This window comes from Microvirga alba (genome assembly GCF_015694465.1).
In the GTDB taxonomy this organism is placed as follows: Bacteria; Pseudomonadota; Alphaproteobacteria; order Rhizobiales; family Beijerinckiaceae; genus Microvirga; species Microvirga alba.
The window spans coordinates 99354-114553 of the sequence record NZ_JADQDO010000007.1 but is presented as its reverse complement, the minus strand read 5'-3'; the positions used below and the strand labels follow the sequence as shown (position 1 = coordinate 114553).

Below are 15200 nucleotides of genomic sequence, written 5' to 3'. Positions count from 1 at the left end.
CAATGAAAATCATCGGAATGGGTCGCTTGCTGGCGACGATATCGGTCGGTCTTATTCTCGGCGGTTCGGCCGTTGCTCAAGAGAAGCTACCCGAATTGCGCATCGGTACCGATGGCGGGTATCTCCCGTGGACGGGTACGACGCCGACCGGAGACCTGATCGGTTTCGAGATCGACCTCGCCAAACTGGTCTGCGAGCGCATGCAGCGGACCTGCCGCTTCACGTCCCAGCCCTGGGAAGGTCTGATCCCAGCTCTTGAGCAGGGCAAGTATGATATTTTGGTGAACGGCATCTCGATCACGCCCGAACGCGAAAAGCGCCTCGCCTTCACCCAAAGCTACGCGAACCTTCCGATCAATTTCGCAGCCAAAAGAACCGCCGGCCTGAATGGTAAGACAAGCTGGCCCGAGCTGAAGGAAGCGCTGAGTGGAAAGATCCTCGGGGTTCAGTCCGGCACGCAGAGCCAGAAGTTCATGGACAACGAGCTGAAGGGCAAGGTTACGCTGCGCCTCTATGACAACCAGGACAGCTTGAACCTCGATCTTCTGTCCGGCCGCATTGATGCAGCATTGGCCGGTCGGTCTCCTTGGATTGCGTTGACCCGTTCTAGCCAGGGACAACCGATCGAGATCCTTTCTCCAAACCTCGATTTCCAGCAGTTCAACTATCTCGGTGTCGGCGCGGGTGGATTGATGCGGAAGGACCAGGGCGATTTGAAAGCCAAGTGGGACCGCCAGCTGTGCGCGCTCAAGGCTGAGGGCGAAGTCAAACGCATCTCCGAAAAGTGGTTTGGCTTCGATGTATCCACTCCCGCTGATCCGAAGATTTGCGGGGCCTGAACCCGATGCCGGCGACAACCCTTGCGGATTTGTTTACCTGGGGTAGCGAAGGCTGGTCGAAGGCTCTGCTTCTGGGGCTGGCAGTAACGCTGGCCTGCGCGTCGATCGGGTATGCCCTTGGCATTGTCTTCGGCTTCTGTGTCGCCCTGGCAAAACTCGGACGGAGCGCCATCCTCCGGGCGCTCGCCAGCGTGTACACCACTCTGCTTCGCGGGGTGCCGCCGTTGCTCGTCATTTTTCTCTTGTTCTTCGGGACCAACGGCGCGCTCATGTGGATTGCGCGCGGCTTTGGATACACCGGCTACATAGAGGTGGATGCGTTCACCGTCGGCGTTCTCGCCGTCTGCCTGGTGACGGCCGCATACAGTTCCGAGGTGTTCCGCAGTGCCTACGAGGCGGTGCCGAAAGGCCAGTTTGAAGCATTTGCTGCACTCGGGCTGCGACCGGTTCCGGGATTGTGGACGGTGGTTCTGCCGCAGATGCTCCGACTGGCTTTCCCTGGTCTCGGCAATGTCTGGATCATGGCCATCAAGGAAACGACTCTTCTGTCCGTGATTTCGCTGGCGGAACTGATGCGTGTCGTCGGGCTCGCCGGACGCACGACCGGGCAGCCTTTCGTCTTCTATGGGGTGGCTGCGCTTCTCTATTTTCTTCTTGTGGGTGCTTCGTCGCGGTTGCTGCGCACGCTGGAAGCGCGGATGCGTTGGGCTTGAAACCATGGATCTTGAATCGGCACTCCACGTCTTCACCGAACTCGCGAGTGCCCTATGGATGACATTGGCGTTGGCGGCGGCGACTTTGCCGCTCGGGTTCGTGATGGCCGGCTTGGCAACGTGGGCCCGTCGATCGCGCCATGCCTTGGTGCGAAGACCGGCAGATTTCTACGTCTTGGCGTTCCGATCGACGCCGTTATTGGTGCAAATCTTTATCTTGTACTACGGCCTGAGCCAGTTTTCCTGGTTGCGCGACAGCTATGCCTGGTTCGTTTTGCGAGATCCGTTTGCTTGCGCGGTGATCGCCATGAGCCTTTGCACGGGAGCCTATACCGCTGAGGTGATGCGCGGCGGTTTGGCAGCCGTACCGTCGGGCGTCGTCGAAGCCGCGCGCGCCTTGGGGTTTTCTCCAATGAAGACCTTCTTCCTCGTCACGGCGCCCATCGCGGTGCGCCGTGCGCTCCCCACTTACGGCAACGAGGCCGTCGTAACGCTGAAGGCAACTTCGCTTGCATGTACCATCACGGTGATGGAGCTGACCGGTGTCGCCAAGGATTTGATGGGTCAATCATTCGCGGTCATTGAAATTTTCTGCATGGTCGCTTCGATTTATCTCGCAATCAACATGATCCTGATGATCGGTTTCAAGAGGTTCGAGCTATTTTTGACGCCGCAGTATGAGCGCACGGAGCGCAAGATGTCCCTATGACCCCGATCGGGAGGCCTCGGTATCGAGGCCGACCAATTCCGACGCAAATTGAGCCCAACTCCGTGGAAAAGCGAAATCATGTCGACGCAAAGTGCCGTTGTGTTCCCGAATCCTGGATCCGTTCCGCTCCCAACCGCGAACGCGGTAGAGATAGAGGAGATGAACAAATGGTACGGTGAGTTCCATGTGCTGCGGGACATCAACCTCAATGTCCGGCGCGGCGAGCGCATCGTGATCTGTGGACCTTCGGGTTCCGGCAAATCGACCATGATCCGCTGCATCAACCGTCTGGAAGAACACCAGAAGGGCCGCATCATCGTGGACGGCACCGAACTGACCAACGACCTCAAGCGCATCGACGAGGTGCGCCGCGATGTCGGCATGGTGTTCCAGCACTTCAACCTGTTCCCGCATCTCACCATTCTCGAGAACTGCACGCTCGCGCCGATCTGGGTGAAGAAGATGCCCAAGAAGGAAGCGGAAGAGGTGGCGATGAAATACCTGACCCGGGTCAAGATCCCGGAGCAGGCGAACAAGTATCCGGGCCAGCTTTCCGGCGGCCAGCAGCAGCGCGTGGCGATTGCGCGCTCCCTGTGCATGAACCCCAAGATCATGCTGTTCGATGAGCCGACCTCGGCGCTCGATCCGGAAATGGTCAAAGAGGTGCTCGACACGATGGTCGGCCTCGCGGAAGAAGGCATGACCATGCTGTGCGTGACGCACGAGATGGGCTTCGCCCGTAAGGTCGCGGACCGGGTGATCTTCATGGATTATGGGCAGATCGTGGAAATGAACACGCCCGACGAGTTCTTCAAGAACCCGCAGCACGAGCGCACCCGGCTCTTCCTCAGTCAGATCCTGCACTAGGCTTACCAATTCTCGCGTGACCGGGAGGTGGCCGCAGGGAGCCATCGGTGAGAGATGAAACCGGCCCGGCATCTTCACCGTCCCGTATCGTTGCTTCCCTCACATTCTCCTGTTCCCAAAGGCGACGCTCTCATGCCAAGCTGAAGCAAAAAGGGGAGGGAAGTCACAACATGCCGAAGCTCGATGTTTCGCGTGAGTCCGATGGCGCGGGAGTTTCCGGATCCTGGCCGAAGGCGGATCTGGTCCTGTGCAATGGTTCAATTTGGTGCGGGCGTGACAAGGGTGTCGTCGAAGCGATCGCTGTCTGGCAAGGCCGCATTCTCGCAACGGGCCGCAGCGATGACATCGCCTCCCTAATCGGGCCCGGTACGCGTGTCATTGATCTCGAGGGTCGGTTCGCCACGCCCGGGTTAAACGATTCGCACCTTCACCTCATCTCTCTCGGCTTCACGATGGATTGGGTCGATGCGACACCGGGGGCGGCGCCGAGTCTCGATGCTCTGCTGGCCGCCATCGGATCGCGTGCGGCGAAATTGCCGACTGGCGCGTGGGTTCTCGCGCGCGGGTACGACCAAACAAAACTCGATGTGAAACGCCATCCACTGCGCGAGGAGCTTGATCGCGTGTCACCGGACAACCCGGTCATGCTCATTCGCACCTGCGGCCACATTTCGGTTTCCAACTCGCTGGCGCTCAAGCTCGCTGGTATCGATGAGACGTCGCCCACGCCCCCTGGAGGCTTGATAGAACAGCGGGATGGCCGCTTGACAGGTCTCCTGGCCGAGAATGCGCGTGCACCTCTTTGGGCTGTCATCCCTTCACCGAACGAAGACGATCTCGTCGCTGCCATCGAACGTGGCGGCAAGTATCTTCTTTCGTACGGCATTACGAGCTGCATGGATGCGGCGGTCGGCCAGCGCGGCGGGTTCGGCGAGATAGCCGCATATCATCGCGCCAAGCGTGAGAGGCGGCTTCCAGTTCGCACGTGGCTTGCGCTGCTCGGTGACCCTGAGCGTAGCATCGTTTCAAAATGCTATGAGGCGGGCCTCGTCTCCGGCACAGGCGATGACATGCTGATGATTGGTGGCGTCAAGTATTTCCTCGACGGATCGGCTGGAGGCCGCACCGCCTGGATGACCCAGCCTTATCTCGGCGATGACGAGACCACCGGCGTGCAGATGCTGCCGGACGATGAACTCAATGACCTCGTGATGGACGCGCATGCGAAGGGCTATCAACTGATCTGCCACGCGATCGGCGATGCGGCCATCGAGCAGCTGATCACAGCCTATGAGCGCGCCCTTGCGGCCATCCCCGATCCCGATCGGCGGCATCGCATCGAGCATTGCGGCTTCTCTACCGCGGCGCAGCATGAACGCATGATCAAGGCTGGCATCTATCCGTGTCCGCAGCAGGTCTTCATCTACGATTTCGGGGATGCCTACGTCTCGGTGCTCGGCGAGGAAAGAGGTTTGAGCAGCTATCCCTTCAAGACCTGGATGGATCTTGGATTCAAGCCCGCCACGGGAAGCGACTCGCCCGTGTGCTCGCCGAACCCGTTCCCGAACCTCTATTCGATGCTCACGCGCAAGACGTGGAAGGGCACGGTGATGGATGCGCGTCAGCGCGTGTCGATCGAGGAGGCATTGCAGGCCTATACCGAATTTGGCGCATTCTCCCAAAAGATGGAGAAGGTGAAGGGCAAGCTCATTCCAGGTCAGCTCGCGGACATTGCTGTCTTTTCGCGTAACCTACTCAACGCGACGCCGGAAGAAATTCTTGACAGCACTCAGTGTGATCTTACGATCCTCGGAGGTGATATCGTCTACGATCGTCTTGGCGTGATCTAAAACATCAAGAGGGAGCACGCTTCGACGCACCAGGCCTCACGCAATCCCTCGTGGGGTCGCAAGAACGCGAGCCTGCCGCTCTGGGCATGTCCGCAAAGAGGGAAAATCGAGGAGGACTCTAAGTGCTGAAGAAACTCGCTCTCGCCTCAGCTATTTCAGCTCTGGCGCTTTCAATCAGCGGCGGCGCCGAAGCTCAGACCCCACGGGTGGGCGGCACGATACGCTTTACTGCGCCTTATGGTTCGAGCTTTGCGAATCTCGATATTCACACGTCAAACCGCGCGCAGGACGAGATCTACGCCAAGGCGATCCATCGCTCGCTCTACAACTGGGATTCGGAAGGAAACAAGCCGGTTCTCGACCTCGCGAAGTCCGTCGATATCTCGGCGGACGGACTGGTCTATACTTACAAGTTGCGCGATGACGCGTTCTTCCATCACGGACGCAAACTCAACGCGGATGACATCATCTGGACTTTCACGCGTCTCATGGACGGCGCGAAGGCGTATCCAGGCGCGCGCTCGGTTCGCCTGATCAAGGGCGCCGTCGAAGTCGAAAAGGGTCAAGCGAAAACGATTTCGGGTCTGAAGAAGATCGACGATTCCACCCTGGCGATCACCTTCACAGAGAAGGCCGAGCCGGGATACTTCTTCATGAACGCGATTACATCGATCTATCCGGCGGATGAGGCGGTGAAGGAGTCCTTCCTCACCAAGCCGATTGGTCTCGGCCCGTTCAAGTTCGTCGAATACGTGCCCGGTTCACGCATCGTGGCAGAGCGTTTTGATAAGTTTTACAAGCCCGGCAAGCCCTATGCCGACAAGGTCGTCGTCCTGATCATGGGCGAAGCTTCGGCCCGCGACGTTGCCTTCCGCAACAAGGAAATCGACGTTTCGATCCTCGGTCCCGCGCAATATATGGCCTACAAGGCCGACCCGGAACTGTCGAAGGGCATTCTTGAAGTAGCCGAGGTTTACACCCGCCTCGGGGGCTTCAACCTCAACTTCAAACCCTTCACCGACAAGCGGGTTCGCCAGGCGATCAACCACGCCATCGATTCCGATCTGATCATCAAGCGGCTGTCCAAGGACAAAGCATACCGCGCCACTGGCTACCTGCCGCTGACATCGCCAGCCTACGACAAGTCGATGAAGGCCTTTGCCTATGATCCCGAGAAGGCGAAGAAGCTTCTCGCCGAGGCGGGTTATCCGGACGGGTTCGAATTCGAATGGACCGCCACCGCGAATGAAAGCTGGGGCATTCAGATCGTCGAGGCGGTGATCCCGATGCTGGAAAAGGTCGGTATCAAGGCCAAGATCAAGCCGGTAGAAGGTACCGTGCTTGGCGAGGTTGTGCGTAAGGGCGATTTCCAAGCCTTCGCGTGGTCTCTGTCCTCGGGGCCGGATCCGCAGCAGGCACTCAAGTGCTTCCATTCATCGACGCCGGTCTCTGCCTGCAACTACTATGGCTTCAAGAATGCGGAAGTGGACAAGCTTCTCGATGAGGCCGGCAAAGCGGACGATCCGGCAAAGAAGATAGACTCCCTGAAGAAGGTCAACGCCATCGTCTATGACGAAGCGCCGATGTGGTTCTTCAACTACAACAAGGCGGTCATGGCCTATCAGCCCTGGATCAAGGGGCTTCAGGCAAACGCGACCGAGCTCGCGATCCAGAACTACGAGGACATGTGGGTCGAAGCGTCGTCGCCGGCTGCGAAGTAGCCCGATAGACGAGCTCCAGTTCGATACCGGTGACATCCCGACGTTCGTGCCATTTGCGCGGGCGTCGGGATTGGGGGATCTGAATGCTCTCTTATCTTGTGCGGCGTATCCTGCAGACGGTGCCGATCATCCTGGCCGTCGCTTTTCTCGTCTTCGTCATGTTCAGCGTCATCCCGGGCACCTTCGCTGCGAGCCTGAGCGATGATGGTCGCGCTATTGTCGACGTCACCGTGGTCGAACGGATGAACAAGGAATTCGGGCTCAACGATCCGTTGTATGTCCGTTTCGGCAAATATGTTGGCCAGCTGGCTCAATTCGATCTCGGCATGTCCTTCCGAACCCGTCAGCCGGTCACCAAGGTGCTGGCGGATCGCATGTGGCCGACTCTGCAATTGTCGTTTGCCGCCATGCTGTTCGCGATCGCCATCGGCGTGCCGCTGGGCTTCATCGCCGCAATGCGGTCGGGTAGTTTCGTCGACACGATCTCCATGGTGGTCGCAGTGTCGGGATTGTCTTTGCCGAAATTCTGGCTTGGGCTTCTCCTGATGTATCTCTTCGCGCTGGTGCTCGGCTGGCTTCCGAGTTTTGGCTATGGCGACGGCAGCCTGCGCTATCTCATCCTGCCCTCGATCGCACTCGGCGTAGCGCCGATGGCGCTTCTCGCACGTACGACCCGCGCCGCTGTGCTCGATATCATGAATGCGGATTTCGTGCGCACTGCGCGGGCGAAGGGCATGAGCGAGAGCCGCGTCGTACGCTGGCACCTGACCCGAAACGCGCTGGTCCTCATCCTAACGACCGTCGGCCTACAGTTCGGGACGGTGATCGGTCAGGCCGTGGTGGTGGAAAAGCTCTTTTCGTGGCCGGGCATCGGCTCTCTTCTCGTGGACAGTGTCACCCTGCGCGACATCCCGGTCGTCCAGGGCGCAATCCTGGCCATCGTTCTCTTCTTTCTCTTCGTCAATACGCTCGTCGACGTCCTCTGCGCGGTCATCGATCCGCGGATCAAATACACCTGAGGCGATCCCATGAAATTCGGAACCAATCTCATGCTTGGAGGCGCGCTGTTCGCCATGGTGATCATCGCGGGCATCTTCGCCCCGTGGCTGGCGCATACCGACCCCGTCATGGCTGCGGACCTTATGTATGCCGAGGAGCCGCCGGGCAGCGCATTCTGGTTTGGCACAGATGCGCAGGGTCGCGACATCTATAGTCGCGTGCTTTACGGCGCCCGCATCTCGCTCACCGTCGGCATCGTCTCGCAGCTCATCAACACCGTGATCGGCGTCTGCCTCGGGCTCTCGGCCGGCTATTGGGGCGGTTGGTGGGATGATTTCGTCAACGGCCTGACCAATCTCATGCTGGCCGTCCCTTCGCTCATCTTCGCTCTGGCGATCATGGCGATCCTCAACCCTGGCCTGACGAGCCTGCTCATCGCCCTCGGGCTCACCAATTGGTCCTTCACGTGCCGTATCGCGCGCGCTTCCGCCTTGTCCCTCAAGAGCCAGGGCTATGTGCAGGCGGCGAAGGTGCTGGGCTACGGCGATCTGCGTATCATGCTGACCCAACTTCTGCCCAACATGCTGGGGCCGATCATCGTCATCGGCACCCTTGGCATGGGTGGCGCGGTGCTCGCTGAGGCTACCCTGTCCTTCCTGGGGCTCGGCATCCGGCCGCCTTTCCCGAGCTGGGGGAGCATGCTCTCCGACGCCCGCGAACAAATCACCACCGCGCCGTGGATCTCTATCTTCCCAGGGCTCGCGATCTTCGTCACCGTGCTCGGATTGAACCTCCTCGGCGACGGCTTGCGGGATATTCTGGACCCACACTCCCGGTCCCGACGCGCATGACGACGAAGCCCCTTCTGGAAGTCGAGCACCTGAGGATCGACCTGGCGATCGGCGATGCCCGCTTCGCCGCCGTGCAGGATGTTTCCTTCACCATCATGCGCGGCGAGACATTGGGTCTGGTCGGGGAGTCGGGTTGCGGCAAAAGCATCACCGCCCTTTCCTTGATTGGCCTGTTGCGTCCACCGTTGAACCTTAGCGGCGGCGCCGTTCGATTTGACGGTCAGGAGATCCAGAACCTGCCTGCCGATGAGATGCGCAAATTGCGCGGTAACCGCATCGCCATGATTTTCCAGGAACCGATGACGGCTCTCAATCCGCTCTCGACGGTCGGCCGGCAGATCGCCGAGATGTTCGTTCTGCACAAGGGAAAGAGTTGGGCAGAGGCGGAGCGCTTGGCCATTGAGGCGCTCGTCAGCGTGAGAGTGCCCGCGCCGGAGCGCAGGGTGAAGGACTACCCGCACCAGCTCTCGGGCGGCATGCGCCAGCGCGTAATGATCGCCATTGCTCTGGCTTGCGACCCGGATCTGCTCCTCGCGGACGAGCCGACCACAGCGCTCGACGTGACTGTGCAGGCGGAAATCCTCGATCTCATCAAGGATCTCTGCGCCGCGCGTGGAACGGCTGTTCTCATGATCAGCCACGACCTCGGTCTCATCGCCAACATGTGCCAGAGGGTCGGTGTGATGTATGCCGGGCGCATTGTCGAGGAACGCGCCGCCGAGGAGATCTTTCAAGCGCCACGTCATCCCTACACGAACGGCCTCATCGCTTCGCTGCCGTTGCTCGGCGCGCGCGCAAGGCATGGCCGCCAGCGGCTGAAGGAGATCGCCGGCGTGGTGCCGCCCGTGGCAGCCTTTCCGCAAGGTTGTCGCTTTCATCCCCGCTGTTACGCGGCAAGCGAGACTTGTCGCGCGGTCGATCCGGTTGAAACGCACCTGCCTCAAGGCGGATTTGTAAGGTGCCATCACCATGTCTGAAGCTCCGAACGCGCTCCTGAAGCTTGAAGATCTCGCGGTGCACTTCCCCGTCGGCGGCGGCCTGTTGGGTGGGCCGCGCGGCGTTGTGCACGCGGTGGATGGGATCGATCTCGAGCTGAAGCACGGCGAGTGCCTTGGACTCGTGGGCGAATCCGGTTGCGGTAAATCTACGCTCGCCCTCTCGATTCTGGGTTTGCAGGCTCCGACACGTGGCCGAGTGCTCCTCGACGGCAAAGCCGTCGACGGGGCCGCCGGAGACCGCATGGCGCGCGCCCGTACCGTCCAGATGGTGTTTCAGGATCCCTTTTCCTCTCTCAATCCGCGCCAGACGGTGCGCCGGACCCTTGAGACCCCATTGCGCCTGCATGGCGTGAAAGCCAAGAGCGAGGTCGAGGACCGAATCGCCGAGATTTTGGGTCATGTGGGTCTGCGGCCCGAGCATGCCGAACGTTATCCGCACGAATTCTCCGGCGGCCAGCGCCAACGCATAGGCATTGCTCGCGCGCTGATCCTCAAGCCGAAGATCATCCTCCTGGACGAGCCGGTCTCCGCTCTCGACGTCTCCATCCGAGCGCAGATCATCAACCTCCTGCTGGAACTGAAGGAAACGCTCGGTCTGTCCTATCTCATGATCAGCCACGATCTCGGCGTGGTGGAACACATGAGTGACCGCGTTGCCGTGATGTATCTCGGCCGCATCGTCGAAACGGGTGACTGGAAGAGCATCTTCACCAATCCGCGGCATCCCTATACGAAGGCCCTGATTGCGGCCATTCCCGATCCGTTCGGACGCGCCCAGGGGGCGAAGATCTTCGGCGAAATTCCAAACCCGCTCGATCCCCCGACAGGGTGCGGCTTTCATCCCCGTTGTCCCGAAGCGCGCGACATCTGCCGCAGACCGCCCATCCCCGACCTTGAGGATCTGGGGCAGGGGCATAGCGTCCGTTGCCGCCGTGTCCGTGAACTCGCAGCCTGACCGAGGCTCCCGACCCGGTCAGAGGCTTCTCATCCTCAGTCCAAAGGAAAGATCGTATGACCCGCGTACCGACAATCCGTGTCCGCGTCCCGCCCGAAGGCGACGCTCCGCATCGTGGTACATTGAGCATCGGCGAGTGGAGTATTCCTTGCACGATTGGAGCCGGAGGGCTGGTTCAGGCCTCGTTAAAGCGTGAGGGTGACAAGCGGTCGCCAATCGGCGTCTTCCCTTTGCGTTATGGCTTTTTCGATTCCACGGCGTTTCCGGATATGCCGCGCGACCTGCGCTTCCCGTTCGTGCCGCTTTCGTCGGACATGATCTGGGAAGAGGAGGGCGGGCACTACAATCGGCTTGTCTTCGCCGAGGGCACCGAGCGTGCGGATGAAAGACTGCAGCGCACGCGCCGGGAGCGCCTGTTCGACGTCATCATTCCGATTGGCTTCAACGATTCCGTCGTCGAGAGCGGCAGAGGCAGTGCTCTGTTCATTCACGCCGCCAGTTCGGATGGAAGTGGCACTGCCGGATGTGTCGGCATTCCCCGCGAACACCTCGTCGAGTTCTTGCGACGGCTCGAGCCCGGGATGCTGATCGATATCGGCTCTGCCCAGCCGGATGAGCCGGTGCGAGTCAATGAGGAAGACGGTCCGCTTGAGAGCGTCCGCTTTTCCGGCCTCCGCTCGGGGCCGAAATTGATCGTCATCGGGGCCGTGCACGGCAACGAACCTTGCGGCCCGAACGCCATTCTGCGCGCGATTTCCGACTGCCGAGCGGGAAGCCTGTCCATACGCCGTGGAGAAGTGACTTTCGTGCCCGTGGCGAACCTCAAGGCCTATCGTCAGCGCACGCGTGAAGGCGACAGGAACCTGAACCGCGACTTACGCGAGCGGACGCTTGCCGAGGTCTATGAGGACAGGATCGGCAACAGGATCTGCTCCTTGTTGCGCGAGCATGACGTGCTGCTCGACCTGCACTCGTTCAAATCGCGCGGTGAACCGTTCGTGTTCGCGGGACCGTCTGACAATAGCGGCGACGTGGAGCCCTTCAGACACGCGCAGGCAGAGGCGGCCTTCGCGGCTCGGCTTGGCGTCCCGGTCGTCATGCATGGCTGGCTCAACGTCTATGATCGCTTCGTCAAGGAGAAGGCCAGGCTGGGCTTCAAGAGCGTCATCTCCGAGGGGGTAGGCACCACCGAGTTCATGCGCTTCTCAGGTGGTTACGGCGTCACCCTGGAATGCGGTGAGCATGACGATCCCCACGCGGCCGAGGTGGGATACAACGCCATCGTGAACGCGCTCGCGCATCTCGGCCTGATCGAGGCCCCCGCACCGCAAGCGAGTGTGAAGCGGGCCATCCAGATCGTCGACTATTTCCTCTGCGAGAACGACGGCGATCGCCTGGAAGGCCCTTGGAACACAGGAGCCGCGATCTCCGCCGGAGAGATCATCGTCCGTCGTGCCAATGGAAAGACGGTGGTAGCTCCCGAGGCCGGCTTCATCGTGTTCCCGAATACGAACGCCAAACCCGGCGACGGACTTTGCTACTTTGGCGTCGAGAGCCCCAGAGCCTTCGGAGCGGAATGACCCGCTGTGAGGTGTCGCGAGCCGCTGCAGGGGTAAGAGCAGCGGCTCGACAGTTGGTTGCTAGATATCGTCCAGCGGCCAGATAGGCCGGCGGACGTTGCGGTAGGGGCGGTTCTTGAAGTCCTTGGTCGACAAGGCGCCGGTATCGACCTCCACGACTTCGCGGGATATCGGCTCGAAAGCGGCGCGGAAGTGCTGCATCGATTTGACGACGATTGTGGATTTGCGCGTCGGGTCGACGCCGAGCGATGTGAACTGAGCCAGGTCTGTCGCCTGTCCGTTGTTGGTGATGAGGATGATTTCGACACCGCCGACCCGGAGCAGCGCGCTCAGGCCATAGTTCCGCCGCGCGCCGCCACCCATCGGGCCATAGGCGATGAACCGGCCGTCAGTGATTGCTGCGACATCGGCGGTGATCTCAAGCGGGGCCCCGCCCATGCTCGGATCAACCTTTCCACCGAGCCTCAGGGTCACTTTGTTTCCGACACCGGCGGCCTGCGCTTCGAGAACGGCCTCCGGATCGCGGATCGCGTAGAAGCCGACATTCTCCAGTTTTGCATCGAGAATGGCTTTCAAAAGCGCGGTCGCGTCGCCGTAGGCGCCGGAGCCCGGATTATCTGAATAATCGGCGATGATCAGCGGCTTGGAAGCCCCCTGACCCGCATGTGCCTTTTCGATTGCCTCGGGAACTGGCGTGAAATGGATCGAGGAGTAAAAGCGTTGCTCCCAGGCATAATCCATCAGTTCTTCGGCGATGCGTTGCGCCTCCGCACGATCATCGGCCGCGACAACGATAGACGGTCCGATATCCTGTACGTCCGCGGAGGAGAAACCGGCCTGGATGCTGACCACATGCGCTCTGCCCGCGGCCTCGATCTCATCCGCGCGGCGGAGAAGTTCGACCATCGGCGGCGATGTCGTGCGCCCACCGTCGAGCGCATAGAGGATGGGCCGGCGAGCGAGTGCTACCTTTGGCGCGACCTCACGGCGCAGAGCCCGGTCAAGCAATTGCGCCGCCTGCCACGTCCGCTCATATTGATCGACATGTGGGTAGGTGCGGTAGGAAATCAGAGCGTTGGCGTGATCAGCCATCTCCTGTGTCACCGTCGCATGAAGATCGAGAACGACGATGATCGGAACATCGGACCCGATCCGAGACCGGATTCGTGCCAGGAGTTCACCTTCACCATCGTCGTGGCTTGTCGTCGACATGGAGCCATGGAGATGGAGCAGGATTCCATCAACGCCGTCGCTCGCCTCCACGATCATCTGTGCGAGTTTATCGAAACAGGCATCGACCACGCGACCAGAGGGATTGGCGCCGGCTACCAATGGATGGACCAACTGCCAGTCATACTTCTCAGCGGCCTCGAACGCCGCTCCGAGAGAGGTGCGGGTGCCCTTGAACGCGACTGGCACCGTGTTTCCGAGATAGTACGAGCAATTGATGAAGGCTTCTTCATCCGTCTTCTGCACACTGAACGTGTTCGTTTCGTGCATGAATTCGGCAACAAGGACGCGTCTTTTCATCTCTCTCCCCGGCACACGCCTCCTCATGACGAGAGAGGCTTTCTGTTCTTGTGCGTGATGACTTCAGCGAAGCCGGAGGCATGGTGACAAACCCTAGGGAACTTTTCCAACTGTTTGTTCGAACTGGCCGAGTTCGACGATTGAGGCGCCCTGGCGGATCATGCCCGGGAGACCTTCACCGAGCCGGAGCTAGGACGCCCGTCACGAACCGCGCGGCGGTCGATCTCGGAGGGATCGAGCTTCGGAAATATCTGCTCGTAGCGGGCGTCAATGTTTGACATGGGGCCCCAATTCTGAGCGATAGAAAGCGGAACAGCGGTCAGCCATCGGCTACCGACTGCGGCTCCAAAGCCAAGCCCGGAGCCAATTAGTTCCTTATCAAGGCGTCAGAACGAGCGCTGTCGGCGCTGCGCTCACCCGCAAGGGATCGTACACATCTCAATTCAGGCGCTTGCCGTCGTCCGCGAAGACATGAATCGAATTCACGTGGCCTTTCACGGAGAGGGTCGTTCCGGGTGACATCTCACTTGCGCGCGGGAGTTCGACGGTGAGGAGGCGATCTCCTCCAACATCGAGATAGGCAAAGGTTTGCCCTCCGAGCCGTTCGACAACGACGATCTCGCCCGTGAACCACGCATCGCTTGCGTCGCAGACGCTCATGTCTTCCGGCCGTATTCCGATAGTTACGGAGGAGGCGCTGCTCAACTGTTGAGTTGCCTGGATCTCGATCGGCTTAGCCTGAAGCCGGACCCCGATGGTGCCTGACGCTCCGGGTTCAGTTGATACATTGAAGGTATTCATTGTGGGGCTGCCGATGAAGCGAGCGACAAAAAGGGTCTGGGGCCGATGGTATAAATCGAGAGGCCGTCCGACTTGCTCGACTTGCCCCGCATTCATGACAACCATCCTGTCGGCAAGGGTCATCGCCTCGACTTGATCATGGGTCACATAGACGGTCGTCGCCTGCATCCTCCGATGCAGCTTTGCCATTTCGAGGCGCATCTCGACTCGAAGGGCGGCATCGAGGTTCGAGAGAGGCTCGTCGAACAGGAAGGCTTCAGGTTCGCGCACGATCGCTCGTCCCATCGCGACACGCTGACGTTGGCCGCCGGAGAGTTGGCCGGGCAGGCGCTCCAATAACGAAGTAATCTTAAGGGTTTCCGCGGCCTTCGTGACGCGTTGCTTGATCTCCGCCGCTGGCGCGTTTCGCATCTTGAGGCCGAAAGCCATGTTTTCGGCGACGCTCATATGCGGGTAGAGTGCATAATCCTGGAACACCATCGCGATATTGCGATCCGCAGGCGGTAACGCGTTTACGGCGGCATCGCCGATGCGAAGGGTGCCCGACGTGATCTCCTCGAGGCCAGCGATCATCCGCAGAAGAGTTGATTTTCCGCATCCGGATGGGCCGACCAGGACGACAAACTCACCGTCGTCGATCGTGAGGTCGATCCCGTGGACAACTTCGAAGTCTCCGTAGCTCTTCCTGAGTCGATCGAGCCTGATCTGCGCCATCGGACGTTCCTAACCCTTCGCGGGGCGGTTTATGGGCCCCATTGATTATCAATAATGATAATGATAATGGTCG

Annotated in this window: 14 protein-coding genes; 11 read left to right on the top strand and 3 right to left on the bottom strand. The window is 60.2% G+C overall.

Annotated elements, in window-relative coordinates; translation table 11 throughout:
* The first annotated feature begins 2 nt into the window (after window positions 1-2).
* The 11 genes from I2H38_RS14565 to I2H38_RS14515 all read left to right on the top strand — a co-directional run bounded on the left by I2H38_RS14565 (window position 3) and on the right by I2H38_RS14515 (window position 12082).
* Complete coding sequence (locus I2H38_RS14565; protein ID WP_196272588.1) at window positions 3-839, top strand: transporter substrate-binding domain-containing protein; 837 nt, start codon at window positions 3-5, stop codon at window positions 837-839.
* Window positions 840-844: 5 nt separating this feature from the next.
* Complete coding sequence (locus tag I2H38_RS14560; protein WP_196272587.1) at window positions 845-1552, top strand: ABC transporter permease; 708 nt, start codon at window positions 845-847, stop codon at window positions 1550-1552.
* A 4-nt stretch (window positions 1553-1556) separates the two neighbouring features.
* Entirely contained in the window at window positions 1557-2261 is a 705-nt protein-coding gene (locus I2H38_RS14555; RefSeq protein WP_196272586.1) for an ABC transporter permease, read from the top strand.
* A gap of 78 nt (window positions 2262-2339) precedes the next feature.
* Window positions 2340-3128 carry an amino acid ABC transporter ATP-binding protein gene (locus I2H38_RS14550; RefSeq protein ID WP_324617409.1) on the top strand — a complete coding sequence of 263 codons (789 nt, stop codon included), beginning with the start codon at window positions 2340-2342 and terminating at the stop codon, window positions 3126-3128.
* A 170-nt stretch (window positions 3129-3298) separates the two neighbouring features.
* Window positions 3299-4978, top strand: a complete 1680-nt coding sequence (locus I2H38_RS14545) for an amidohydrolase (RefSeq protein WP_196272585.1) — start codon at window positions 3299-3301, stop codon at window positions 4976-4978.
* 125 nt (window positions 4979-5103) lie between these two features.
* Window positions 5104-6699 (top strand): ABC transporter substrate-binding protein, encoded by a 1596-nt coding sequence (locus I2H38_RS14540; RefSeq protein WP_196272697.1) that lies wholly within the window; start codon window positions 5104-5106, stop codon window positions 6697-6699.
* A gap of 83 nt (window positions 6700-6782) precedes the next feature.
* The gene (locus I2H38_RS14535) at window positions 6783-7718 is read left to right on the top strand and encodes an ABC transporter permease (protein WP_196272584.1); all 936 of its coding nucleotides are present in this window, start codon (window positions 6783-6785) and stop codon (window positions 7716-7718) included.
* Between the two features lie 9 nt (window positions 7719-7727).
* Window positions 7728-8549 (top strand): ABC transporter permease, encoded by an 822-nt coding sequence (locus I2H38_RS14530; protein ID WP_196272583.1) that lies wholly within the window; start codon window positions 7728-7730, stop codon window positions 8547-8549.
* Window positions 8546-9526 carry an ABC transporter ATP-binding protein gene (locus tag I2H38_RS14525; protein WP_196272582.1) on the top strand — a complete coding sequence of 327 codons (981 nt, stop codon included), beginning with the start codon at window positions 8546-8548 and terminating at the stop codon, window positions 9524-9526. Before I2H38_RS14530 ends, I2H38_RS14525 begins: the two co-directional genes overlap by 4 nt.
* A complete protein-coding gene (locus tag I2H38_RS14520; protein ID WP_196272581.1) occupies window positions 9519-10502 on the top strand; it encodes an ABC transporter ATP-binding protein in 984 nt (327 codons plus the stop codon). Before I2H38_RS14525 ends, I2H38_RS14520 begins: the two co-directional genes overlap by 8 nt.
* Before the next feature lie 56 nt (window positions 10503-10558).
* Complete coding sequence (locus I2H38_RS14515) at window positions 10559-12082, top strand: L,D-transpeptidase family protein (protein WP_196272580.1); 1524 nt, start codon at window positions 10559-10561, stop codon at window positions 12080-12082.
* A gap of 60 nt (window positions 12083-12142) precedes the next feature.
* Here I2H38_RS14515 and I2H38_RS14510 read toward each other — a convergent pair whose 3' ends face one another.
* From I2H38_RS14510 to I2H38_RS14505, 3 genes are all read right to left on the bottom strand, one after another.
* Window positions 12143-13612 (bottom strand): M81 family metallopeptidase, encoded by a 1470-nt coding sequence (locus I2H38_RS14510; RefSeq protein ID WP_196272579.1) that lies wholly within the window; start codon window positions 13610-13612, stop codon window positions 12143-12145.
* Window positions 13613-13770: 158 nt separating this feature from the next.
* Complete coding sequence (locus I2H38_RS21270; RefSeq protein WP_267875969.1) at window positions 13771-13893, bottom strand: hypothetical protein; 123 nt, start codon at window positions 13891-13893, stop codon at window positions 13771-13773.
* A 157-nt stretch (window positions 13894-14050) separates the two neighbouring features.
* On the bottom strand, window positions 14051-15127 hold the full coding sequence (locus I2H38_RS14505; protein WP_196272578.1) for an ABC transporter ATP-binding protein: 1077 nt from the start codon (window positions 15125-15127) through the stop codon (window positions 14051-14053).
* Window positions 15128-15200 lie beyond the last annotated feature (73 nt).

What these genes read in the sequence shown, in the direction of transcription:
- I2H38_RS14545 (WP_196272585.1), top strand. Translation starts at nt 3,299, where the DNA reads ATGCCGAAGCTCGATGTTTCGCGTGAGTCCGATGGCGCGGGAGTTTCC.
- I2H38_RS14560 (WP_196272587.1), top strand. Translation starts at nt 845, where the DNA reads ATGCCGGCGACAACCCTTGCGGATTTGTTTACCTGGGGTAGCGAAGGC.
- I2H38_RS14525 (WP_196272582.1), top strand. Translation starts at nt 8,546, where the DNA reads ATGACGACGAAGCCCCTTCTGGAAGTCGAGCACCTGAGGATCGACCTG.
- I2H38_RS14515 (WP_196272580.1), top strand. Translation starts at nt 10,559, where the DNA reads ATGACCCGCGTACCGACAATCCGTGTCCGCGTCCCGCCCGAAGGCGAC.
- I2H38_RS14555 (WP_196272586.1), top strand. Translation starts at nt 1,557, where the DNA reads ATGGATCTTGAATCGGCACTCCACGTCTTCACCGAACTCGCGAGTGCC.
- I2H38_RS14505 (WP_196272578.1), bottom strand. Translation starts at nt 15,127, where the DNA reads ATGGCGCAGATCAGGCTCGATCGACTCAGGAAGAGCTACGGAGACTTC.
- I2H38_RS14530 (WP_196272583.1), top strand. Translation starts at nt 7,728, where the DNA reads ATGAAATTCGGAACCAATCTCATGCTTGGAGGCGCGCTGTTCGCCATG.
- I2H38_RS14535 (WP_196272584.1), top strand. Translation starts at nt 6,783, where the DNA reads ATGCTCTCTTATCTTGTGCGGCGTATCCTGCAGACGGTGCCGATCATC.
- I2H38_RS14510 (WP_196272579.1), bottom strand. Translation starts at nt 13,612, where the DNA reads ATGAAAAGACGCGTCCTTGTTGCCGAATTCATGCACGAAACGAACACG.
- I2H38_RS14565 (WP_196272588.1), top strand. Translation starts at nt 3, where the DNA reads ATGAAAATCATCGGAATGGGTCGCTTGCTGGCGACGATATCGGTCGGT.
- I2H38_RS14520 (WP_196272581.1), top strand. Translation starts at nt 9,519, where the DNA reads ATGTCTGAAGCTCCGAACGCGCTCCTGAAGCTTGAAGATCTCGCGGTG.
- I2H38_RS14550 (WP_324617409.1), top strand. Translation starts at nt 2,340, where the DNA reads ATGTCGACGCAAAGTGCCGTTGTGTTCCCGAATCCTGGATCCGTTCCG.
- I2H38_RS21270 (WP_267875969.1), bottom strand. Translation starts at nt 13,893, where the DNA reads ATGTCAAACATTGACGCCCGCTACGAGCAGATATTTCCGAAGCTCGAT.